The sequence below is a fragment of the Micromonospora sp. NPDC000121 genome, from assembly GCF_042899165.1.
Classification (GTDB): Bacteria; Actinomycetota; Actinomycetes; order Mycobacteriales; family Micromonosporaceae; genus Micromonospora.
Genome location: NZ_JBIAZP010000014.1, coordinates 16470 through 38903, shown reverse-complemented (window position 1 = coordinate 38903; position 22434 = coordinate 16470). Strand labels below are relative to the sequence as shown.

The 22434-nt window shown below is 74.7% G+C and carries 13 protein-coding genes; 7 read left to right on the top strand and 6 right to left on the bottom strand.

From position 1 onward, the window contains the following. The first annotated feature begins 14 nt into the window (after nt 1-14). From ACFY23_RS28960 to ACFY23_RS28940, 5 genes are all read left to right on the top strand, one after another. Nucleotides 15-5477, top strand: a complete 5463-nt coding sequence (locus ACFY23_RS28960) for an SDR family NAD(P)-dependent oxidoreductase (protein WP_350685420.1) — start codon at nt 15-17, stop codon at nt 5475-5477. A 30-nt stretch (nt 5478-5507) separates the two neighbouring features. Beyond that, a complete protein-coding gene (locus ACFY23_RS28955) occupies nt 5508-6461 on the top strand; it encodes a TauD/TfdA family dioxygenase (protein ID WP_350685422.1) in 954 nt (317 codons plus the stop codon). Continuing rightward, the gene (locus tag ACFY23_RS28950; protein WP_350685424.1) at nt 6461-6649 is read left to right on the top strand and encodes an MbtH family protein; all 189 of its coding nucleotides are present in this window, start codon (nt 6461-6463) and stop codon (nt 6647-6649) included. The genes ACFY23_RS28955 and ACFY23_RS28950 overlap by 1 nt, the downstream gene beginning before the upstream one ends. Before the next feature lie 114 nt (nt 6650-6763). Further along, nucleotides 6764-9883: an amino acid adenylation domain-containing protein gene (locus tag ACFY23_RS28945; protein ID WP_350819492.1), complete on the top strand. Its 3120-nt coding sequence runs from the start codon at nt 6764-6766 to the stop codon at nt 9881-9883. Beyond that, on the top strand, nt 9883-15390 hold the full coding sequence (locus tag ACFY23_RS28940; protein ID WP_350684083.1) for an amino acid adenylation domain-containing protein: 5508 nt from the start codon (nt 9883-9885) through the stop codon (nt 15388-15390). The genes ACFY23_RS28945 and ACFY23_RS28940 overlap by 1 nt, the downstream gene beginning before the upstream one ends. A gap of 45 nt (nt 15391-15435) precedes the next feature. Here ACFY23_RS28940 and ACFY23_RS28935 read toward each other — a convergent pair whose 3' ends face one another. Then, entirely contained in the window at nt 15436-16728 is a 1293-nt protein-coding gene (locus tag ACFY23_RS28935; protein ID WP_350684084.1) for a hypothetical protein, read from the bottom strand. Between the two features lie 31 nt (nt 16729-16759). Then, nucleotides 16760-17275 (bottom strand): NUDIX domain-containing protein, encoded by a 516-nt coding sequence (locus ACFY23_RS28930; protein WP_350684085.1) that lies wholly within the window; start codon nt 17273-17275, stop codon nt 16760-16762. 59 nt (nt 17276-17334) lie between these two features. On the opposite strand from ACFY23_RS28930, the gene ACFY23_RS28925 reads away from it, so the two are divergent. Continuing rightward, complete coding sequence (locus ACFY23_RS28925) at nt 17335-17616, top strand: hypothetical protein (protein WP_350684086.1); 282 nt, start codon at nt 17335-17337, stop codon at nt 17614-17616. A 222-nt stretch (nt 17617-17838) separates the two neighbouring features. Here the strand turns inward: ACFY23_RS28925 and ACFY23_RS28920 are convergent, their stop codons facing one another. From ACFY23_RS28920 to ACFY23_RS28905, 4 genes are all read right to left on the bottom strand, one after another. Further along, nucleotides 17839-19329 carry a glycerophosphodiester phosphodiesterase family protein gene (locus tag ACFY23_RS28920; protein WP_350684087.1) on the bottom strand — a complete coding sequence of 497 codons (1491 nt, stop codon included), beginning with the start codon at nt 19327-19329 and terminating at the stop codon, nt 17839-17841. Between the two features lie 161 nt (nt 19330-19490). After that, nucleotides 19491-20465, bottom strand: a complete 975-nt coding sequence (gene blaOXA, locus ACFY23_RS28915; RefSeq protein ID WP_350684088.1) for a class D beta-lactamase — start codon at nt 20463-20465, stop codon at nt 19491-19493. 90 nt (nt 20466-20555) lie between these two features. Beyond that, on the bottom strand, nt 20556-21260 hold the full coding sequence (locus ACFY23_RS28910) for a hypothetical protein (protein WP_350819490.1): 705 nt from the start codon (nt 21258-21260) through the stop codon (nt 20556-20558). Next, nucleotides 21257-21859, bottom strand: a complete 603-nt coding sequence (locus ACFY23_RS28905) for a DUF4291 domain-containing protein (RefSeq protein ID WP_350684090.1) — start codon at nt 21857-21859, stop codon at nt 21257-21259. Before ACFY23_RS28905 ends, ACFY23_RS28910 begins: the two co-directional genes overlap by 4 nt. An 89-nt stretch (nt 21860-21948) precedes the next feature. Between ACFY23_RS28905 and ACFY23_RS28900 the strand changes: the two genes are divergently transcribed. Further along, nucleotides 21949-22431 carry a type II toxin-antitoxin system PemK/MazF family toxin gene (locus tag ACFY23_RS28900; RefSeq protein WP_350684091.1) on the top strand — a complete coding sequence of 161 codons (483 nt, stop codon included), beginning with the start codon at nt 21949-21951 and terminating at the stop codon, nt 22429-22431. Nucleotides 22432-22434 lie beyond the last annotated feature (3 nt).

Here is a 22434-nt window from a genome sequence, read left to right as displayed (position 1 = left end):
CGAAGGACAGCCTGATGAGCAACCCGACCGCAACCGACCTCCCCGAGGGCGACGGCATCGAGCCGATCGCCATCGTCGGGCTGGCCGCCCGCCTGCCCGGCGCGGCCGACGTGAACGAGTTCTGGCGCAACCTGGTCGACGGGGTCGAGTCGGCCACCGAGCTGACCCGGGAGGAGCAGATCGCCCGCGGCGCCACCGCCGACGAGGTCGACGACCCGGGCTGGGTCAACCGCGCCCCGCTCGTCGACGGGTACGACGAGTTCGACGCCGGGCTGTTCGGCATGACCGCCCGCGAGGCGGAGATCACCGACCCGCAGCACCGGCTGTTCCTGGAGTCCTGCTACACCGCGTTGCAGGACGCCGGCTACGACCCGACCCGCTACGACGGCTCGATCGGCGTGTACGCCGGCACCGGCGGCAACACCTACCTGCACCGCTTCGTGCTGCGCAACAAGCGGGTCGGCGGCAACCTCCACGGCACCGTCTCGCTGGCCACCGGCAACTCCCCGAACTACGTGGCCACCAACGTGTCGTACCGGCTGGACCTGCGCGGGCCGAGCATGACCGTGCACACGGCCTGCTCCACCTCGCTGGTCGCGTTCCACCTGGCCTGCGAGGCGCTGCGCAACGGCGAGTGCGACATGGCCCTCGCGGGCGGCGTCAACATCGAGCTGCCGCACGTCGGCTACCTGGGCATGGACGGGTTCACCTCGCCCGACGGCCGGTGCCGCCCGTTCGACGCGGACGCGAACGGCACGGTCTGGGGCAGCGGCGCGGGGGTGACCCTGCTCAAGCGGCTCTCCGACGCGATCGCCGACGGCGACGCGATCCGCGCCGTGGTCCTCGGCAACGCGATCAACAACGACGGCGCCGGCAAGGTCGGCTTCACCGCCCCGAGCGTCGACGGGCAGATGGAGGCGATCGCCCAGGCCGTCGCGATGGCCGACGTGGACCCGCGCACCATCAGCTACGTCGAGGCGCACGGCACCGGCACCGCGATGGGCGACCCGATCGAGATCGCCGCGCTCTCCGCCGTCTACACGAAGGACACCGACGAGCGGGGCTGGTGCGGCATCGGCTCGGTGAAGTCCAACATCGGCCACCTCAGCCAGCCCTCCGGCATCGTCAGCGTGATCAAGACGGTGCTCGCCATGGAGCACGGGCTCATCCCGCCGACCATCAACTACGAGACGCCGAACCCGGCGATCGAGTTCGCCGACACCCCGTTCTACGTGGCGAACACGCTGACCAAGTGGGACACCGACGGCACGCCCCGCCGCGCCGGGGTCAGCTCGTTCGGCATCGGCGGCACCAACGCGCACGTGGTGCTGGAGCAGGCGCCGGCCGCGTACCGGGAGCGGCGGGTCCGCCCGGCGCAGCTGCTGCACGTCTCGGCGAAGACGGCCGGCGCGCTGGAGACGGCGGTGCAGCGGCTCGCCGAGCACCTGGAGTCCGCCACCGACCGGGGGCCGGAGCACCTCGCCGACGTCGCGCACACCCTGCGCGTCGGCCGCCAGCAGTACCCGCACCGCGTCGCCGTGGTCGCCACCGACCTGGCCGACGCGGTCGCCGCGCTGCGCACCAAGCGCCGCCGGCAGGCCGGCGTGGTCGAGGGCCCGGCGCCCCGGACGGCGTTCCTCTTCTCCGGCCAGGGCTCGCAGTACGCCGGGATGGGCGCGCAGCTCTACGCCGAGGAGCCTGGCTTCGCGGCGGTCGTGGACGAGTGCGCCGAGCTGCTCCGCCCCGAGCTGGGCCTGGACATCCGCGACCTGATCCTCGGCCGCGACCCCGAGGCGGGGGAGAAGCTCACCGAGACCCGCTACACCCAGCCCGCCCTGTTCGTCGTCGAGTACGCCCTGGCCGTGCTCTGGCAGTCCGCCGGCGTGCGGCCGGCCGCGATGATCGGCCACTCGATCGGCGAGTACGTCGCCGCGACGGTGGCCGGGGTGCTGAGCCTGCCCGACGCGCTGCGGGTGGTCGCCGCCCGGGGCCGGCTGATGCAGTCCGTCGCGCCGGGGTCGATGCTCGCCGTGCCGCTGGACGAGTCGGTGGTCGCCGAGCGGCTGCCCGAGGGGGTGGCCATCGCCACCGTCAACGGCCCGGGCACCTGCGTGGTGGCGGGCCCGAGCGACGCGGTCGCCGCCTTCGCCGACACGGTCGGCGCCAAGACCAAGGCGCTGCGGACCTCGCACGCCTTCCACTCGCCGATGATGGACCCCGTCCTCGCCGAGTTCACCGCCCTGATGTCGACGGTGACGCTGCGGCCGCCGGCCGTCCCGTTCCTGTCCAACGTGACCGGCACCTGGATCACCGAGCAGCAGGCCACCGACCCGGCGTACTGGGCGGCGCACCTGCGCCAGCCGGTGCGCTTCGGCGCCTGCGTGGCCACCCTGCTCGCCGAGGGCACGTGGTCGCTGGTGGAGTGCGGCCCGGGCCGCCAGCTGGCGAACCTGGCCCGGATGCAGGTGGCCAAGGCGTCCGAGGCGCAGCGCAAGCTCGTCCCGCTGGGCAGCCTGCCCGGCCCCGGCGAGCCCACCGGCGACCTGGCCACCCTGCTCGGCACGGCCGCGGCGCTGTGGTGCGCCGGCACGCCGGTGCGGCTGGGCTCCGACCCGGACGCGCGGCGGGTGCCGCTGCCGACGTACCCGTTCGAGCGCCGCCGCTACTGGGTCGACCCGGACACGGTGCAGGCCGGCGCCGCCGCGCCGGTCGAGACCGGGCCCCGGCCGCTGCCCGAGTGGTTCGCGGTGCCGGTGTGGCGGCAGGCGGCCCCCGAGCCGCGGGCCACGCCGCTGGGCCGCTGCCTGGTCCTCGTCGACGGCCCGCGCGGCGACGCGCTGGTCGAGGCGCTGCGGGCCGCCGGGGAGCAGCCGCTGACGGTACGCCCCGGCGACGGCTTCGCCGCCGAGACCGACGGCTGGCGGCTGCGCCCGGGCGTCCGGGACGACTACGACGCGCTGGTCGCCGCCCTCGCCGCGGACGGCGTGCCGGCCCGGCTGGTGCACGCGTTCGCCCTCGACGGCGAGCCGGCCGGCGCCGACATCGCAGCCACCTGGGCCGCCCAGGACCGGGGCTTCTTCAGCGCGCTGCACCTGGTGCAGGCCCTGGCGGGCGCCGGCCTGACCGCCGAGGAGGGCGCGTACACCCTGGACCTTGTCACCGCCGGCATCGGCGACGTGACCGGCGCCGACCTGACCCGGCCGGAGCACGCCACCCTGGCCGGCCTGGCCCGGGTGCTGCCCGCCGAGGTCCCCGGCCTGACCGTCCGGCTGCTCGACGCCGGCCCCGCCGACGCGGGCGAGCGGGCCCTCGTGGCCGAGCTGCGCCGCCCGGTCGACCCGGAGCGGCCCGAGGTGACGCTGCGCGGCGGACGCCGCTGGGTGACCGGCTACGAGCAGGTCACCGTCGACGCCGAGGGCGAGCCGGGGGCGCTGCGCGAGGGCGGCCGGTACGTCATCACCGGCGGCCTCGGCGGCATCGGCATCACCCTGGCCGAGGACTTCGCCACCCGGGCCCGGGCGAAGCTGGTGCTGCTGGCCCGCTCCGGGCTGCCCGCCCGCGAGGAGTGGGACGACCACCTGGCCGTGCACGGCGGCGACCGGGCCGGCCGGGCGATCGCCGCGATCCGCCGGATGGAGGCCGCCGGCGCCGAGGTGCTGGTGCTCGCCGCCGACGTCACCGACCCCGCCGACCTGGCCCGCGTGCGGGCCGAGGCCGAGCGGGCGTACGGGGGGATCGACGGCATCGTGCACGCGGCCGGCCTGGCCGGCGGCGGCATGGCCGAGATCAAGGAGCGGGCCGAGGCGGAGCGGGTGCTCGCGCCGAAGCTCGCCGGCACCCTCGCCCTGGCGCGGGTCTTCGGCGACCTGCCGCTGGACTTCGTGGTGCTCTGCTCCTCGGTCACCGCGGTGATCGGCGGCTTCGGCCAGGTCGACTACTGCGCGGCGAACAACTTCCTCGACGCGTACGCCCGGGCCGGCGCCGGCTTCGCCGCGCCCGTGGTGTCGCAGAACTGGGGCGGCTGGGCCGAGGTGGGCATGGCCGTGGAGACCAACGTCCCCGCCGGCTTCCGGGCCGCCGGGCGGGACACGGTCGCCTCCCCGGTGGACCACCCGGTGCTCACCACGAAGGTCACCGGCCCGGACGGCACCGTGCTGCACGGCCTGGTCTCCGCCACCAGCCACTGGCTCCTCGACGAGCACCGCATCGGCGGGGTGCCCGTGGTGCCGGGCACGGCCCACCTGGAGTCCGTCCGCGCGGCGGTGACGGCCGCGCTGCCCGCCCCGGCCGGGGACGCCGCCGTGGAGCTGCGCGACGTGGTGTTCCTGGAGCCGTTCTCGGTGCCGGACGGCACCGTCGCCCAGTACCGGGTGGAGCTGACGCCCGCCGAGGACGGCGTCGACTTCGCCGTGTCCAGCCTCGCCGCCGGCCAGTCCCGCACCCACGTGCGCGGGTCGGCGGGCTGGACGGTCGAGCCGGCCCCGCCCGCGGGGCAGCCGGCCGTGACGGGCCGCCGGGTCGACGACGACTCGTCGTTCGGCCGCGGGCGCACCAGCATGCTGACCTTCGGGCCGCGCTGGGCCGCGCTGCGCGAGCACCACCTCGGCGACGGCGAGGAACTGGCCCGCATCGAGGCCCCCGCCGAGGCGCTCGGGGACCTGCCGTCGTGGGGCCTGCACCCGGCGCTGCTGGACGTGGCGACCGCGTTCGGCCGCGGCCAGGGCGCCGGCACCTACCTGCCGCTGTCCTACGGGCGGATCGTCGTGCGCGGGTCGCTGCCGGCGCGGTTCCACAGCCACCTGCGGCACCGGGACAGCGCCACCGCCGAGGTGGTCGCCGCCGACCTGTCGCTGCGTGACGCCGACGGCCGGGAGCTCGTCGCCATCAGCGACTTCGTGCTGCGGCGGGTCGACCAGGGCGCGGTGACCGGCGGGCTGGCCGCCGCGCCGGAGGCGGACCCGGCGGCGACCTCCGCCGGACCGACCGAGGACATCCGGCCGGTGGACGGGGTGGAGGCGTTCCGGCGCAGCCTCACCGCCGGGCTGGGTGCCCAGGTCGTCATCACCACCCGGACGGTGGCGGACATCCGCAGCCGCGCCGGTCGGGTGACCACGGAGAGCCTGGAGAACGAGCCGGAGGCGACCTCCTCGGCGCCGTCCGGCACCGGCGGCGGCTCGGCCGCGCCCCGCACCGAGTTGGAGATGACCATCGCCCGGGTCTGGCAGGACGGGCTCGGCGTGGCCGAGGTCGGCGTCGACGACGACTTCTTCGCCCTCGGCGGCAACTCGCTGGTGGCGGTGCAGCTGATCGCCGCGATGCGCAAGGCGACCGGGGTGCGGCTGCCGATGCGCAGCCTCTTCGAGACGCCCACCGTGGCCGGCATCGCGGCGCGGATCGAGGAGATGCGGGCCGCCGCCCCCGCCGACGAACCGGCCGCGCCGACCAGCCCCACCATCCCGCGGCTGCCCCGCGCGTGACGACGAGCGACAAACAGGAGTGAGGAAGCAATGAGCGACACGATCGCCACGCTGCCGGTGGTCGTCGAGAACGACGGCCGGGAGTTGACCGAGCTGATCGCCGCCCGCCGCGCGGAACTGCGCGCGAGCCTCGTGGAGCACGGCGGGCTGCTGTTCCGCGGGTTCGACGTCGGCGGCGTCGAGGGCTTCGACCGGGTGGTCCGGGCGCTGTCCGGCGAGCCGCTGGTCTACACCGAGCGCTCGTCGCCCCGGCACGCCATCGCCGGCCGGGTCTACACCTCGACCGACTACCCGCCGGACGAGGAGATCTTCCTGCACAACGAGAACTCGTACCAGGCCCGCTGGCCGCTGACGCTGTTCTTCTACTGCATCACCCCGCCGCTGACGCAGGGCGCGACGCCGCTCGCCGACGTCCGCCGCGTGTACGCCGAGATCGACCCGGCGGTCCGCGAGGAGTTCGTCCGCCGCCGCTGGATGCTGGTGCGCAACTTCCACGGCGACTTCGGCACCCCCTGGCAGCACGTGTTCAACACCGAGGACCGCGCCGAGGTCGAGGCGTACGCGGCGGCGAACCGGATCGAGCTGGAGTGGCAGGGCAAGGACGGGCTGCGCACCCGGGCGGTGCGGGACGTCGTGCATTACCGCCCCGGCTCGGACACCCCCCGCTGGTTCAACCACGCCACGTTCTTCCACCTCAGCACCCTGCCGAAGGACTACCAGGAGGGGCTGCTGGCCATGTTCGGCCCCGAGGGGCTGCCGTCGAACACCTACTACGGCGACGGCGGCGAGATCCCCGCCGACGTGATGGACCACCTGCGGGCCGCGTACCGGGCGGCCAGCGTCCGCTTCGACTACCAGCGCGACGACGTGCTGGTGGTGGACAACATGACCGCCGCGCACGGGCGGGAGCCGTTCACCGGCCCCCGCAAGATCGCCGTCGCGATGGCCGAACCGCACACCCCCGAGAGCGCTGGAGAGAAGTGATGGCCGAAACCCGATTCCTGGTCGTCCGCAACGACGAGGAGCAGTACTCGATCTGGTCGGCCGACCGCGACCTCCCGGCGGGCTGGCACGAGGCCGGCTTCGCCGGCACCCGCGAGGAGTGCCTCGCACACATCGACACCGTGTGGACGGACATGCGTCCGCGTTCCGTGCGGGAGGCCAGCCGGTGAGCGCGAGGAGTGCAGCGGAGCGGAGCCCCGCAGTCGCGAACGAAGGATGGCAACGGTGAGCGCGAGGAGTGCAGCGGAGCGGAGCCCCGCAGTCGCGAACGAAGGGGGGCAACGATGAGTGCCGCGCGGGAGTGGACCTTCCCGGCCTCCTACGCCCAGGAGCGGGTGTGGATGGCCAACCAGCTCGACACCGACTCGCCCGTCTACAACGTCTCCAACCCGTGGCGCTTCGCTACCGGGATCACCCCGGAGCAGGCCAACGACGTGTTCGGCCGGGTCGTCGCCCGGCACGAGTCCCTTCGTACCCACCTGCGGATGGACGACGGCACCCTCACCCAGGTGGTCCGCGCGGCCGAGCCGGTCGCGCTGCCGGTCGACGACCTGCGCGGCCTCGCCGCGCCGGAGCGCGACGAGAGGGTGACGGCACTGCTGAGCGGGCTGGCCCGCACGCCGATCCCGCTGGACGCGCCGCCGCCGTGGCGGGCCCGGCTGGTCCGGCTCGCCGACGACGAGGTCGCGCTGCTGTTCGTGGTGCACCACGCGTTCTTCGACAGCCAGTCGGCGGTGGTGTTCACCGACGAGCTGGCCGCGTTCAGCCGGGCCGCGCTGACCGGCGCGCCCGCCGACGTGCCCGAGCTGCCCATCCAGTACGCCGACTTCGCGGTCTGGCAGCGTGACCAGCTCACCGGCGCGGAACTGGACCGGCAGCTCGCCTTCTGGCGGGGCCACCTGGCGGGCGCGCCGCCGGTGACCGCCCTGCCGCTGGGCCGGCCGCGCCCGGCGCAGCTCGGCTTCGCCGGTGACGAGGTGCGCTTCGACCTGCCCGACGGCCTGCTCGACCGGGTCGGTCAGCTCGCCACCGGCTCCGCAGCCACCCCGTACATGGTGCTGCTGGCCGCGTTCACCGCGCTGCTGTCCCGGATCTCCGGCGACGACGACGTGGTGGTGGGCGTCTCCACCGCCGGCCGGGACACCGCCGAGCTGACCCCGTTGATCGGCATGTTCGTCAACCCGGTCGCGCTGCGCTGCGACCTGACCGGCGACCCCACCTTCGCCGAGCTGCTGGGCCGGGTGCGCGGCGGGCTGGTCGACGCGATGGAGCACGGCTCGACCCCGTTCCAGAAGATCGTCGAGACGATCGCCCCGCAGCGGGACCCGTCGGTGCAGCCGATCTTCCAGACCGCGCTGAACTTCATCCCGGACTCGGGGCTCGACGCGGTGGAGCTCGGCACCACCAAGGACGACCTGGCGTTCGACATCACCACCGGCCCCAGTCGGCTGGTCTACCGCACCGCGCTGTTCGACCGGGCCACCGCCGAGGCGGTCGTCGCCCGGTACGTCCGGCTGCTCGCCGCGGCCGTCGCCGACCCGGCCCAGCGGATCTCCGCCCTGCCGCTGCTCGACGACGCCGAGCGGACCCAGGTGCTGTCGGGCTGGAACGACACCGCGCACGAGGTGCCGGCGTCCACCCTGGTCGCCGAGTTCGAGCGGCAGGCGGCGGCCACCCCGACCGCGCCCGCCCTGGTCCGCGACGGCGTCACACTGACGTACGCCGAGCTGAACGCCGCCGCGAACCGGCTCGCCCGGACGCTCGTGGCGCGGGGCGCCGGGCCGGACGCCCGGGTCGCGCTGGCCCTGCCGCGCTCCGTGGAGCTGGTGGTGGCGATCCTCGCGGTGCTCAAGTCCGGTGCCGCGTACGTGCCGGTGGACACCGGCTACCCGGCCGGGCGGATCGCCTATCTGCTGGAGGACTCCGAGCCGGCCCTGGTGCTGGCCACCGGCGAGACCGCCGGGCTGGTGCCGGCGGGCGCGCTGGTGCTCGACGGCCCGGTCGACGGCGACGACGGCGACCTCACCGACGCCGACCGGATCGCCCCGCTGCGCCCCGGGCACCCGGCGTACGTGCTCTACACCTCCGGCTCCACCGGCCGGCCGAAGGGCGTGGTGGTGGAGCACCGGGCGGTCACGGCCTACCTGGCCTGGGCCCGGGACACCTACCCGGGGCTGGCCGGCACGGCGCTGCTGCACTCGCCGGTGTCGTTTGACCTGACCGTCACCGGGCTGCTCGGCCCGCTCACCGCCGGCGGCACCGTCCGGCTCGCCGCCATCGACGAGGCCGCGGCCCGCGTCGGCGACCGGCCGGCGTTCCTCAAGGTCACGCCGAGCCACCTGCCGCTGCTCGACGCCGAGCTGTCGCCGACGACCGACCTGGTGATCGGCGGCGAGGCGTTGACGGCGGAGCAGCTCGCCGACTGGCGGGCCGCCCACCCGGGCGTCGCCGTGATCAACGAGTACGGCCCGACCGAGGCGACCGTCGGCTGCGTGGCCGCCCGGGTCGCGCCGGGGGAGGAGCTGCCGGCCGGCGCGGTGTCGATCGGCCGGCCCACCTGGAACACCCGGGTGTACCTGCTCGACGCCGCGCTGAATCCGGTCCCGCCGGGCGTGGCCGGCGAGCTGTACGTCGCCGGTGACCAGCTGGCCCGGGGCTACCTGCGCCGGCCCGGCCTCACCGCGGAGCGCTTCCTGCCCTGCCCGTACGGGCCGCCGGGGGAGCGGATGTACCGCACCGGCGACCTGGCCCGCTGGCGGGCCGACGGCACGCTGGACTACCTCGGCCGCCGCGACAACCAGGTCAAGATCCGCGGCATGCGGATCGAGCTGGGCGAGATCGAGTCGGCCCTGCTGGCCCGGCCGGACGTCCGCGAGGCGGCCGTCGTGGTGCGCACCGACACCGGCGAGCCGACCCTGGTCGGCTACCTCGTCGGCGCGGCCGACGAGGCGGCGCTCGCCGCCGACCTGGCCCGGGAGCTGCCGGCGCACCTGGTGCCGGCGGCGTTCGTCCGGGTCGACGCGCTGCCGCTGACCCCGAACGGCAAGCTGGACGCCGCGGCGCTGCCCGCCCCGGCCGCCGCCCCGGCCGCCGACGCGTTCGTCGCCCCGCGCACCGATGCCGAGGCGCTGGTCGCCGAGGTGTACGCCGAGATCCTCCAAGTGGACAAGGTCGGCGCGCTGGACGACTTCTTCGCCCTGGGCGGCAACTCGCTGCGCGGCATGCGGGCGATGGCCCGGATCCGGGCCGAGGTGGACGTGGACCTGCCGATGCGGGCGCTGTTCAGCACCCCGGTGGTGGCCGACCTGGCCGCCCAGATCGAGCAGCGGATCGCCGCCGAACTCGACGAGCTCTCCGAAGCCGAGGTCGCCGCGCTGCTCGCGGCGGAGAAGGACACTCCCTGATGACCGACGTGAAGGACCCGGCGCGGGACGCGGCCCGCCAGGCGCTCATCGCGCAGCGCCTGCGCAAGCGGCAGGCCGCCACGCCCACCGCCCGGATCACCCCGCGTCCGCCCGACGCCGAGGTGCCGCTGTCGTACGCCCAGGAGCGGGTCTGGTTCATGGACCAGATCGCTCCGGGCGCGGCGGCGTACCACATCGCGGTGCCGCTGCGGGTGCGCGGGCCGCTCGACGTCGCGGCGCTGCGCGCCGCGCTGGCCGGGCTGACCCGGCGACACGAGTCGCTGCGCACCCGGTTCCCGGCCGACGCCGACGGCCGGCCCACGGCGGTGGTCGCCGACTCCGTCGAGGTGCCGCTGACCATCGTGGACGCCCCCGACGAGGCGGCGGCGCAGGCGCTGGTGGACGCCGCCGCCGCCGAACCGTTCGACCTGGCGCGGGGCCCGCTGCTGCGCGCCCTGCTGATCCGGCTGGCCGCCGAGGACCACGTGCTGTTCCTCGGCAAGCACCACATCGTCGGCGACGGCTGGTCGGTCGACGTGCTGTTGCGCGACCTGATCACCCTCTACCGCGGTGGGGAGCCGCCGGCCCTGCCGATCCAGTACGGCGACTTCGCCCACTGGGAGGCCCGGGAGCTCGACGGGCCGGCCGCGCAGGGGCACGTGGAGTGGTGGAAGCAGCGGCTGACCGGGATCACCCCGCTGGAACTCCCGCTGGACCTGCCCCGGCCCGCCACCCAGACCTACGCTGGCGATTTCGTCGAGTTCCGGCTGGACCGGGCCGCCATGGACGGGCTCGCCGCGCTCACCCGCTCCTACGGCGGCACCCTGTTCATGACGCTGCTCGCGGCGTACCAGGTGCTGCTGGCCCGGCACGCCGGTCAGGACGACTTCGCCGTCGGGGCGTCGGTGGCCGGCCGTTCCGCGCCGGAGCTGGAGAACGTGGTCGGCATGTTCATCAACATGCTGCCGATGCGGGCCGAACTGGCCGGCGACCCCACCTTCGCCGAGCTGCTGGAACGCACCCGGCGTGCCGTGCTGGACGGGCTGGAGCACGGCGAGGTGCCGTTCGCCAGGGTGGTGCACGAGCTGGGCCTGCCCCGCGACGTGAGTCGCTCCCCGGTGTTCCAGGCGATGTTCGTGTTGCAGAACTACGAGATCGGCCGGTTCACCCAGGTCTCCGACGCCACCGACGTCACCTTCGACTGGACGCCGATGGAGCTGCGGGCCACCCGGTTCGACTTCGAGTTCCACGCGGTGGAGGTCATCGACGGGCTCTACGGCAAGCTCGTCTTCAACACCGACCTGTTCACCCGCGACACGGTGGAGCGGATGGCGCAGCGGCTCAGCACGCTGCTGCGCGCGGTGGTGGCCGCCCCCGACACCCCGATCTCCGCGCTGGACCTGCTCCCCGCCGACGAGCGGAACCTGCTGGCGGGGTGGAACGCCACCGCCGCCGACTTCCCGGCCACCCAGACGCTGCACGGGCCGATCGAGGAGCGGGCCGCCCGCACCCCCGACGCGGTGGCGGTCACCTTCGAGGGCCGCGCCGTCACGTACGCCGAGCTGAACGCCGCCGCCAACCGGATCGCGCACCGGCTGCGCGCCGCCGGAGTGGGCCCGGAGACCCTGGTCGGGGTCTGCGCGGAGCGCTCGGTGGAGCTGGTCGCCGGGCTGCTCGGTGTGCTCAAGGCCGGCGGGGCCTATCTCCCGCTGGACCCGGAGTACCCGGCCGACCGGCTGTCCTTCATGGTCACCGACGCGGCCGCGCCGGTGGTGCTGGTCCAGGAGCACCTGCGCGACGTGCTGCCGGACACCGGCGCCACGGTCCTCGCCCTCGACGACGAGCGGGTGTGGGCCGACCAGCCGGCGGACGACCCCGCGCCGGTCGTCGGCCCCGGGCACCTGGCGTACGTCATCTACACCTCGGGCTCCACCGGGCGGCCGAAGGGGGTGCCGAACACCCACCGGGGCATCGTCAACCGGCTCGACTGGATGCAGAAGACCTACGGGCTCGGCGCCGACGACGCCGTGCTGCAGAAGACCCCGGCCAGCTTCGACGTGTCGGTGTGGGAGTTCTTCTGGCCGCTGCGCGAGGGCGCCCGGCTGGTGGTCGCCAAGCCCGGCGGGCACAAGGACGCCGGCTACCTGCGCGACCTGCTGGTCGCCGAGCGGGTGACCACCGCCCACTTCGTCCCGTCGATGCTGACCGTCTTCCTCGCCGAGGACGGCGTCGAGGCGGCGACGGCGCTGCGCCGGGTGATCTGCTCGGGCGAGGAGCTGCCGCTGGCCTCGGCGCTGGACTTCACCGCCCGGCTGCCGTGGTGCGGGCTGCACAACCTGTACGGCCCGACCGAGGCGGCCATCGACGTCAGCTCCTGGCACTGCGATCCGGCCCTGCTGGCCGGGCTGACCAGCGTCCCGATCGGCGCGCCGATCGCCAACCTGCGGCTGCACGTGCTCGACGAGCGCGGCGAGGAGTGCCCGGTCGGGGTGGCCGGCGAGCTGCACATCGGCGGGGTCGGGCTGGCCCGCGGCTACCACCGCCGGCCGGCGCTGACCGCCGAGCGGTTCGTGCCGGACCCGTTCTCCGGTGAGCCGGGCGCGCGGCTGTACCGCACCGGCGACCTCGCCCGCTGGCGCACCGCCCCGGGCGGCACGGGCGGGGTCATCGAGTTCCTCGGCCGCATCGACCACCAGGTCAAGCTGCGCGGCCTGCGGATCGAGCTGGGCGAGATCGAGAGCGCGCTGCGCGAGCAGCCGGAGGTGGCCGAGGCGGCGGTGATCGTCCGCGAGGACAGCCCCGGCGACAAGCGGCTCACCGCGTACGTGGTCGGCGCGGCGGAACACACCGCGCTGAAGTCGGCGCTGAAGGAGACGCTGCCCGAGTACATGGTGCCGGGCGCGTTCGTCACCCTGGACGCGCTGCCGCTGTCGCCGAACGGCAAGCTCGACCGCAAGGCGCTGCCCGCGCCGGTGGTCACCCGCGAGGCGTCCGTGGCGCTGGTGGAGCCGCGCGACGACACCGAGCGGCTGCTGGCCGGGATCTGGTCGGAGGTGCTCGGCGTGGACACGCTCGGCATCGACGACGACTTCTTCGACCTCGGCGGGCACTCGATGCTCGCCACCCAGGTCGTGGCGAAGATCCGCAAGGCGGAGCACGGCGGCCGCCCGGTCGGCGTGATGGACCTGTTCCAGCAGCGGACCATCCGCGAGCTGGCCGCCTTCATGTCCGGCAGCGGCGAGGCCGACGGGCCGCGCCGGCTGCTCTACGAGCTGACCAAGCCGATCCCGGCGGGCAAGCGCGTGCTCTCGTACGTCTGCGTCCCCTACGGCGGCGGCAGCGCCATCGTCTACCAGCCGCTCGCCGACGCGCTGCCGGCCGGGCACGCGCTCTGGTCCCTCGCCATCCCCGGCCACGACGTCGGCCTCAGCGAGGACGGCCTGCCCTTCGACGAGCTGACCAGCCGGGTCGCCGAGGAGATCCTGGAACGCGTCGAGGGGCCGATCGTCCTGTACGGCCACTGCGGCGTCGGCAGCGCGATCGTCGCCGAGGTGGCCCGCAAGGTCGAGGCGGCCGGGCGGGACCTGGAGGCGCTCTACATCGGGGCGATGTTCCCGTTCGCCCGCCCGAAGGGCGCGTTCGCCGCCCTGCGCAACCGGCTGGAGCGGCTGCGCAGCAACCGGCACTACGCGAGCTGGCTCAAGTCGATGGGCGTGGACACCGACGAGCTGGACCCGGAGCAGGCGGACCGGATCATCAGCAACATGCGGGCCGACTCCCGGGCCTCCGAGGAGTACTTCACCGGGCTGCTGGACCGGGGGGCGCCCAAGCTGCGCACGCCGATCATCTCGGTGGTCGGCTCGGAGGACCCGGTCACCGACTACCACACCGAGCGGTACGCCGAGTGGCAGTTCCTCAGCGACACCCTCGGCCTGGTGGTGCTCGACCAGGCCGGGCACTTCTTCCTGAAGTACCGGGCCGAGGAGCTGGCCGAGATCGTCACCCGGGTCCACCCGGCGGTCGTGGCCGGGGACGTCTCGGCCCTCACCCCGGCCGCCCGGGGCGAGGACGCCGGCTGGGTGGTCGCCGACCAGCAGCGCGTCGGCCTCGACGACCGGCCGGAGAAGACGGTGGTCAAGCCGTCCATGGCCAGGTTCGTGGCGGTCACCGCCGGGCAGCTCGTCTCCACGACCGGGTCGGCGCTGACCGCGTTCGCCCTGCCGATCTGGCTGTTCACGCAGACCGGATCGGTGGCCAACCTCGGGCTGCTCTGGGCGCTCGCCCTGATCTGCGGCGTGCTGATGCTGCCGATCGCCGGGGCGATCACCGACCGGGTCAGCCGTCGGAAGATCATGATGATCGCCAGCAGCAGCGCCGGCTCGATCCAGCTGGTGCTGGCCGCGCTGCTCTGGACCGACAACCTCCAGCTGTGGAACATCTACCTGCTGGTGGCGCTGAGCCAGGTCGCCGGGTCGTTCCAACGCATCGCGTTCCAGTCGGCGGTGCCGCAGCTCGTGCCGAAGCGCTACCTCGGCCACGCGATGGGCATCACCCAGCTCACCAACGGCTTCGCCATGCTGCTGATGCCGGTCTTCGCCGCCGGCCTGCTGGCCGCCATCGAACTCAAGGGCATCCTGCTGATCGACGTGGCGAGCTACGTGGTGGCGGTGCTGACCCTGGCCGTGGTCCGCTTCCCCGACCTGCTCGGGTGGCGGCCCAGGGAGCGGCTGCTGGTGGCCATCGCCAACGGCATGCGCTACTCCTGGCAGCACCGGGGCTTCCGGTTGATGCTCGGCTACTTCGCGCTGGGCAACATCTTCCTGGCGCCCGCGCTGGTGCTCACCACGCCGCTGGTGCTCTCCTTCGGCACCGCGACGCAGGTGGCCCAGGTGGCCCTCGCCGAGGCGCTCGGCGCGGTCGCCGGCGGCGTGCTCATGTCGATCTGGGGCGGCCCCCGGCACCGGCGCATGATCGGTGTGCTGATCGGCAACCTCGGCACGGCCGTCGGCTGCATGCTGATCGGCCTGGACGCCTCGGTGGCGATGATCTGCGTCGGCGCGTTCTGGCTGGCGATGGCGATGACCACGGCGCAGTCGATCTACGCCACCATCGTCCAGGTGAAGGTGCCGCAGCGCTTCCACGGCCGGGTGTTCAGCCTGAACCAGACCATCTCCTGGTCGACCCTGCCGATCGGGTTCGCGCTGCTCGCCCCCGGCGCGTCCGCCCTGTTCGAGCCGATGCTCGCCCCGGGCGGGTCGCTCGCCGGGTCGGTGGGCGCGGTGATCGGTACCGGTCCGGGCCGCGGCATCGGCTTCGCGTACGTCTGCTTCGGCGCGGCGCTGGTGCTGATCACCCTCGGCGGCTTCGCGATCCGGCTGCTGCGCCGGTTCGACATCGAGGTGGAGGACTCGCTGCCCGACGACCTGATCGGTGCGCAGGAGCGGGAGAAGCGCCTGGCTGCCCGCGCCGCCGAACGGGAGGGCGAGAAGGTGCCGGTCGCGGCGTGAGATGCGGGGGCCTCCGGCGCGCCCGCCGGAGGCCCCCGCCCTCCGTCAGTCTTCGTGGTCGGCGAGGTCCGCCTCGGGCACTTCCTCGGGCTCGGCGACCCACGCCGAGAAGACCGGGACCCCGTGCCACGGCCCGGTCGCGCCGCCGCGCCGGGTGTCGGTGGCGACCGCCACCACGGCGTACGGGTGGCCGAAGCGCAGCTCCGCGATCCGCGCGATCCCCTCGGGCGGCAGGCTGGTCGCCATGCCCCACCCGGTCACCGCAGCGGCCTCGAAGCCGTACCGGCCGTACCGGGCCACCGCCGTCTGCACCACCGCGGCCGTCAGATCAGGGGCGTTCAGCAGCGCGCCGAACGCCCAGGTGGCGACGGGGAAGCCGAGGCGCTCCACATTCAGGTTGTGGCGGCTCTCGGCCGACCAGCAGGGCAGGAACGCCGTCACCTTCTCCTCCCGGCCGTCGGGCGCGTACGTCCAGGTCGGTTCCTCGCGCAGCGTCCACATCGCGGTGTCGCCCAACGACAGGTCGAACAGGGACCGCCGTCCCGTCGGGTTGGCCGCCAGACGCCGGCGCTTTCCGTGGGGCTCATCCCCGTCCGGTGCGGTGACGGCGGCGGTCGCCAGCTCGTGCGCCGCTGCGAGGACGTCGACGGGGGCGACCTCGGGGGCGGCGGCCACCGAGACGACGAGCAGGCCGGCATCGCCGTCGGCGGTGGACACCCGCGTCGAGGGCGCGGCGTGTACCGCCACGTCGCCGGCCCGGCTACTGGTCGCGATCCAGCACTTGTGGCCGCGTTCCGGGCTGCGCAGGACCCGCCGCAGCCGATTCGCCCACGGGCTCGCCGGGCCGAGCCCGTCGGCCGGCGTCACCTCGAACGGATCCTCCCAGGAGATCCGGGTTGCCAGGGCGCTGGCCAGGACCAGCAGCGTCTGCGGCGTCACGGCCACCGGAAACTGGTCGATCAGGCCCAGCGTGTGCTCCCGGGCCCAGTCGTTGAGGGCCGGCTGGTCGGGCAGCGGGCCCGTCGCGGTCGATGCGGGCAGGGTCGCACGCCAGCGGTCCAGCGCACCGGCGTCGAGTCCGGCGCGCTGCCACACGGCGCTCGCCGCCGCCACCAACGGATGCGGCGCCTCCAGCAGCGCGCGGACCGCCGCCGCGGCGCCGGCCACGTCGGTGCCGAGCACGTCCTCCAGTTCCGCGCGGTCCGGGCCGGCGGTGGCCGGGCCGGCGAGCGCGAGCAGCAGCCAAGCGCCGAGGGGAGAGGCCACGTGGTGTCCTGCCCCGGCGGTCGCGTGCAGCCGTTCGGCGTAGCGGATCAGCGGGCCGTTGATGTCAGTCATCGCACCACTGTGCCGTGCCGCCGCCACGCCGTCACGACCACAGCTCGAAAGGCTCGTCGATCTCCTCGCCGGCGAGGAACGGGGTCAGCAACTCGGGCAGCCGGCCCGGGTAGAACCGCTCCCGGCTCGCCACGACCTCCGGCGCCGCCCACCAGCGGAAGCCGAAGTAGTCCTCCCGCTCGTAGTCGAGCCGGTGCGCCTCGTCCACGTCCGGGCCGGGGCCGGCGAGCCGGACCGGGACGACCACCTCGTCCTGGAGGTGCCGCCGCTGCCGGTGGACGAAGCTGGCCCGCCGCCGCCACGTCGGCGGGCCGATCTGCGCGGCGGTGGCGACGATGCCGGTCTCCTCGCGCAGCTCCCGTACCGCCGTGTCCAGGTAGGTCTCGCCGGGGTCGGCGCCCCCGCCGGGCACCTCCCACCAGGTGCCCAGGCGGGGGTGGTCCGGGTCGCGGGTGTGGAACAGCAGCACCCGGTCGTCGGCGTCGAGCACCACCACCCGCACCGCGCTGCGCTCCACGACCGGCAGATCCCGCGGCAGTTCGGTCATTCGCCCATCATCCCTCGCAACACCCTCGGGGCGCACCGAAGGTTGGCCGCATCGGCCAGGTGAACGGATCCGGCCGGCTGGCGTCCGGACTACCCGACGCCTCCCACGGGCCGGCCATCGCCCGGTGGCTGCGCCGCGAGTCGCCCCTGAACGGCGTCCATACCGCGCGGTACGTCGCCTCCGGCGGCCGGATCTCGTTCACCACGCCCGGCCACTTCGGCGAGGGCGACGTCGAGACGAGCGGGACCTGGCGTGCCGGCCGCCTCGTCCTGCGCGCGCGGCACGGCGGGCACGCGGCACCGGAGCGGCTCTTCCGCCGGATCTGGCCGACGCACCCGTGACACCGGCCGCCGGTCGCAGGCCCGGCGCGGGGCGGGCGGCCGGCGCCCGCGCGGCTGGTCCGAGGGCGCAGCCGAGCGTCTCGGCGCAGCAGCCACCACTCGTGCCCGGCTCGGTGGCGTCCGTTCGATCACTCGTCCATCGCGCCGGTGACGCGCGCTGGCGGAGGGCGGGCTGGTCATCCCTCGCCACAGCCCTCCGCGCGGCGCACGTCACCCGCCGATTCAGGAGCGGACCGGATCGAACTGGAGGTAGTCGAGGTTCCAGTTCTGGTAGGCGTCGGCCGGCAGGCTCACGCGCACGGTGTGGTGACCGGCCGAGAGTTCCTGGACGACGCCACTGGGCTGGAGCACCTGCTTGTTGTGGCTTGTGGTGTTCAGGACCGCCACCCGCCCGCTCTCCGGGCCTCCGTCGAACGACAGCGTGTACGCGCCGGCGGGGGAGTACGGCGAGGACACCCGTGCCGACACGGCGTACCTGCCGCTGCGAGGCACCTCGATGTCGTAGGTCAGCCACTCGCCGCCGCGCATCCACGAGATCCGCACGTTGCCGTCGGCGTCACTGATGTCCACGTCCTCGCCGGGGCGCATCGGCAGCCCGCCGCGGTTACCGGCGTCGAGGTCGTGGTAGCCCACGCCCGCGCCCGGAAGGAAGTCCTCGGCCTGGACCCGGACGCTACCCGTCGGCACCGGGTCGCCGTCGCCGGTCTGCAGCCACCGCTCGAGCTTCTCGACGTCGTCGGTCTGGATGACGGTGGCGCCGAAGCTGGTGACCAGCCCCTCCCAGCCTCGACGAGGATCGGTCAGCGAGGCCTCGTCGGTGAAGCGGTCCGCCAGACCGTTCCACATCGAGTTGACCCAGACCCTGCTGCTCGCCGCCAGCCGGTCCAGGAACGGCTTGCGTGCCACGACGTCGTACTGGCTGTCGAAGTTGACCTCGTAGCCGACCGGCTGGTCGCCGCCGAACGCCGCGACGTCGGCGAGATTGCCGTCGCCGATCATGTGCAGGTAGAGCGCGCCCTCGTGCCCGGCCAGGAACCGCTGGACCTCAGCCACCGGCGCGGCGCTCTTGTAGAGCCCGTTGCGGACCGTCCCGGTCTCGACGAGCACCCTCCAGATCTCCTCGCGGAACGGCCAGCCCTTGTCGAGATTGACGAGACCACGCGTCTTCGCGACCTCCATGGCCTCGGCGAGAGTCGGGACCTGCTCGTCGGTGACCGCCGCCTGAGCGCCGCCGAGGCCCTGCTTCAGGCGGAGCGCCTTGACCTGGGCGAGGGTGAGGTCGGCGACGGCGCCGGTTCCGTTCGTCGTGCGGTCGACGGTGGTGTCGTGCATGAGCACGGGGACACCGTCCTTGGTCAGCCGCACGTCGATCTCGACGATCTCGGCGCCGTCCTCGTAGGCGGCCGCGACCGCGGGCAGGGAGTTTTCCGGGGCGACGCGCCACTGGCCGCGGTGCGCGGCGGTGAGGATCTTGGCCTTCGGACTGTGGTCGAGGATGTCATGGTAGGCGCGCTCGGCCGGCGTGCCGCCACCCCGACCCGGCCCGCCGTAGAGCAGCGCCGGGGGAGGAGTGCCTACGCCGCTGGTTGTGACGGCGAGGGCGGCAGGTGCCTGCCAGCCGGTCGTGAGCGCTGCTCCGGCGACAGCGCCGGCAGCGACAAGGGAGAGCGCGGTTGCGACGCGTACGGCCTGGTTGAGGGGGGATCGGTTCATGATCGCCGAAGCTAGGGCCCGACCAGTCGCGCTGAGCGTAGCGAGCGTTGACTCCGCTTGACGATCCGGTGAAGGTCGGTCGCTCGGACGAGCCGGCCACGAGCCGACGCCGCTGGCGCCGCCACGGACCGACGAACCGGCGCACCCTGCTGAGGGGGCGGTCAGGCGGCGGGCAGGGCGCCGAGGCGGCGCAGCAGTTGCCGGCCGAGCGGCAGCCGCTTGTCCGCGTCGGCGTCGGCGCGGATGTCCACGTTCAGCGCGAAGCAGTACAACCGGTCGCCGCGTTCGACCCAGCCGACCCACCACCCGATGCCCGGCTCGGTGGCGTCCGTCTGTCCGGTCTTGGCGTACAGCGTGTGGGTGGCGCCGCGTTCCAGGCGCAGGATGTCCCGGACGGTCGCCTGGTGCCCCCGGTCGGCCGGCAGTTCGCCCCGGGCCAGCCGGGCGAGCCACCGCGCCTGCTCGTCGGCCGAGACCGCCAGCGGCCCGCGCAGCCAGAACCCGTCCACCTCGGCGCCGACCTCGCCGTTGCCGTAGCCGAGCCGGCGCAGCCACTCCCGCTCCCGCTCCGGCCCGATCCGCCGGGCCAGCTCCTGGAACACCGGCACGTTGGACACCCGGACCGCGTCGCGTAGCCCCATGTCCCGCTCCCAGGCCGCGACGCGCTGCGGCCGGCCGCCGTACGGGACCTTCTCGTGCTCGTCGCGCACCACGCCGGTCTCCAGGGCGACCAGGCTGTGCGGGATCTTGAACGTCGAGGCCGGGATGAACCGGCGCTCGGCCCGGGCGCGGTCCACCATGACGACTCGCGCGGCCGTCACGTCGTACAGGACGAAGGTGCCCCGCAGGCCGGCCTGCCAAAACAGGCTCGCCAGGTCGTCGCGGGTCTCGACGGCCGGCGCGGCCGGCGCGGCCGGCGTGGGCGACGCGGGGGTGGCGGCGGTGACCGACGGGCCGCCGGTCGGCGGGGACTCCGGGCGCTCGGCCCCGGCGCAACCGGCCGCGCCGGCCAGCAGAGCCAGGGCGAGGGCCGTCGCGACCGCGACGCTCCGCGTGGGACGAGCCGGCCGCGGACCGCGTGGGCGGCGCGGATCACGCCGGCGGGCGTCGGGCAGGCCCCGCACCTCGAAGGTCACCTGCCACCGCCTCCTCGCTCCGGCCCCGGCACCCAGTCAAACACGTGCCGCGCCAGCGGACGGGCCGACGCCGCCCACCCGCCGGCCGGCTCACGGCGTCGCCGCCCGGGCCCCCGGTTCCGAGACCTGGAGATGCCGGTCCAGGCTTTCCACCAAGCCGTCGGCGGCGGCGGGTACGACCCCGTCGGCCCACGTCCGCAGCACCCGCAGGAACCCGGCGAGGTCCGCACTGACGCCGTCGACGAGCCGCATCAGCTCGTCGACCCGGACGTCCACATGCGCACCGCGCTCCTCGTCCGCCCAGACCCGGATCGTGCCGTCCCTGCGGTGCTCCACCCACGGGTCGGGGTCGTGGCCCTGGTCCGGCGACGCCCCCGACGGAATCTCGTACCACGCGCGCCAGTCCTCAAGGCCGCTGCAGCAGCCCGGGTCGACCCGCGCCCCCGTGCCCGGGTCGGTGAGACGCAGGCCGCCGGGCACCACGAGGGCGCCCGGCTCCGGCCCGGCCGCCGCCACCGGCAGCACGGCGGTCAGCGGATCGTCGTCCTCGGGCCACACCGTGCGGTCGTCGACGTGGTGGTACGCCGCGATCGGCGCCACGGCGGTGCCCACCTCGGCGGCGGTCAACGCACCGGAAAGCGCCAGCCACGGCCCGACCTCGGCCACCGGCCAGAGCGTGAAGCCGTCGAGGGGATCCACCTCCAGCACCGGCTGGAGGATCGGCACGTGCCGCGCGGCGGCCGGTCGCACGGCACCGGCGGCGCCACGCCTCGACCAGGGGCGAAACCCCGTCACGGGATCACCGCGCCGACGACGGCGGCCACGTCCGGTGGCAGCGGGTACGGGCGCTCCGGCGGCAGCAGGGCCTCGGCGGTTCGGTCGTCGCCGGCGTCGAGCGCCGCGCGCACCGCGTGGGCCGTCGGGGTCACGTCGGTGAGGGCGACCAGCCATTCGTCCACGTACCGGCGCACCGCCTCGCCGGAGAGCCCGACCTGGAGCGACCGGTGCGGCAGCGGGGCCAGCCGCAGCGACCGCTCCGGGTCCCACTGCACCCGCACCGGGCTGGCGCGCAGCCGCCGCGACCAGGTCTCCCGGTCGGGGTAGCGGTCGCGGTCGAAGCTGCTCAGGCAGGAGTTGGCCAGGGCCCACTCGAAGCCCGACCGGGTGATCCGGACGGCCAGCACCCGCTCCTGGCCGGGCTTCGTGGCCCAGCCGCAGCGGTACATCATCCAGCGGAACGACGGCTTGATCCAGGTCATCCGTTCCCGCTTGAACGGCGGCACGAAGCGGCCGGCGGCCAGCGCCGCGCGGGCGATCTCCGGCGGGTACGCCTGGTACACGGTCACGGTGTCGGCGGTGAAGTCGGCGCGGATCTGGTGGGCGGGGACCGTCATGCCGCCGATCCTGATCGAGGGTCGGCCCCGGGTCCACCCGATTGTTCCCGGCCCGGCCGGGCGGCGCGACGGAAGATAGGCTGCCGACCGTGGCAGGTCTTCTCAGGAGTGTGGCGGCGCGCATCGGCGGTGTCATCCCGTCGCCCCGGCGTCCGGGCCCCGCCCCGGCGCAGGTCGCCCGGCGTCGCCAGGTCGCCGCGCTGCAACGCCGCGTGCTCGCGTACGCGCCGGAGCTCGACGGGCACGCCGACCCGGGCGAGATCGTCTGGACCTGGGTGCCGTACGAGGACGACCCGCGCCAGGGCAAGGACCGCCCGGTGCTGGTGGTGGGCCGGCACAGCCGCACCCTGTTCGGGCTGATGCTCTCCAGCCAGAGCGAGCGCGACGGCCAGCGGCACTGGCTCGCGCTCGGCCCGGGCGAGTGGGACCGGGACAACCGGCCGAGCTGGGTACGCCTGGACCGCGTGCTGACCATGCGGGAGGACAGCATCCGCCGGGAGGGCGCGGTGCTGGACCGGGCCCGCTTCGACCGGGTCGGGCAGGCCCTGCGCGCCGGCTACGGCTGGCGCTGACCG

Bases quoted from the DNA above. Each gene is read 5' to 3' on its own strand.
- ACFY23_RS28960 (WP_350685420.1), top strand. From the start codon at position 15: ATGAGCAACCCGACCGCAACCGACCTCCCCGAGGGCGACGGCATCGAG.
- ACFY23_RS28955 (WP_350685422.1), top strand. From the start codon at position 5,508: ATGAGCGACACGATCGCCACGCTGCCGGTGGTCGTCGAGAACGACGGC.
- ACFY23_RS28950 (WP_350685424.1), top strand. From the start codon at position 6,461: ATGGCCGAAACCCGATTCCTGGTCGTCCGCAACGACGAGGAGCAGTAC.
- ACFY23_RS28945 (WP_350819492.1), top strand. From the start codon at position 6,764: ATGAGTGCCGCGCGGGAGTGGACCTTCCCGGCCTCCTACGCCCAGGAG.
- ACFY23_RS28940 (WP_350684083.1), top strand. From the start codon at position 9,883: ATGACCGACGTGAAGGACCCGGCGCGGGACGCGGCCCGCCAGGCGCTC.
- ACFY23_RS28935 (WP_350684084.1), bottom strand. From the start codon at position 16,728: ATGACTGACATCAACGGCCCGCTGATCCGCTACGCCGAACGGCTGCAC.
- ACFY23_RS28930 (WP_350684085.1), bottom strand. From the start codon at position 17,275: ATGACCGAACTGCCGCGGGATCTGCCGGTCGTGGAGCGCAGCGCGGTG.
- ACFY23_RS28920 (WP_350684087.1), bottom strand. From the start codon at position 19,329: ATGAACCGATCCCCCCTCAACCAGGCCGTACGCGTCGCAACCGCGCTC.
- ACFY23_RS28905 (WP_350684090.1), bottom strand. From the start codon at position 21,859: ATGACGGTCCCCGCCCACCAGATCCGCGCCGACTTCACCGCCGACACC.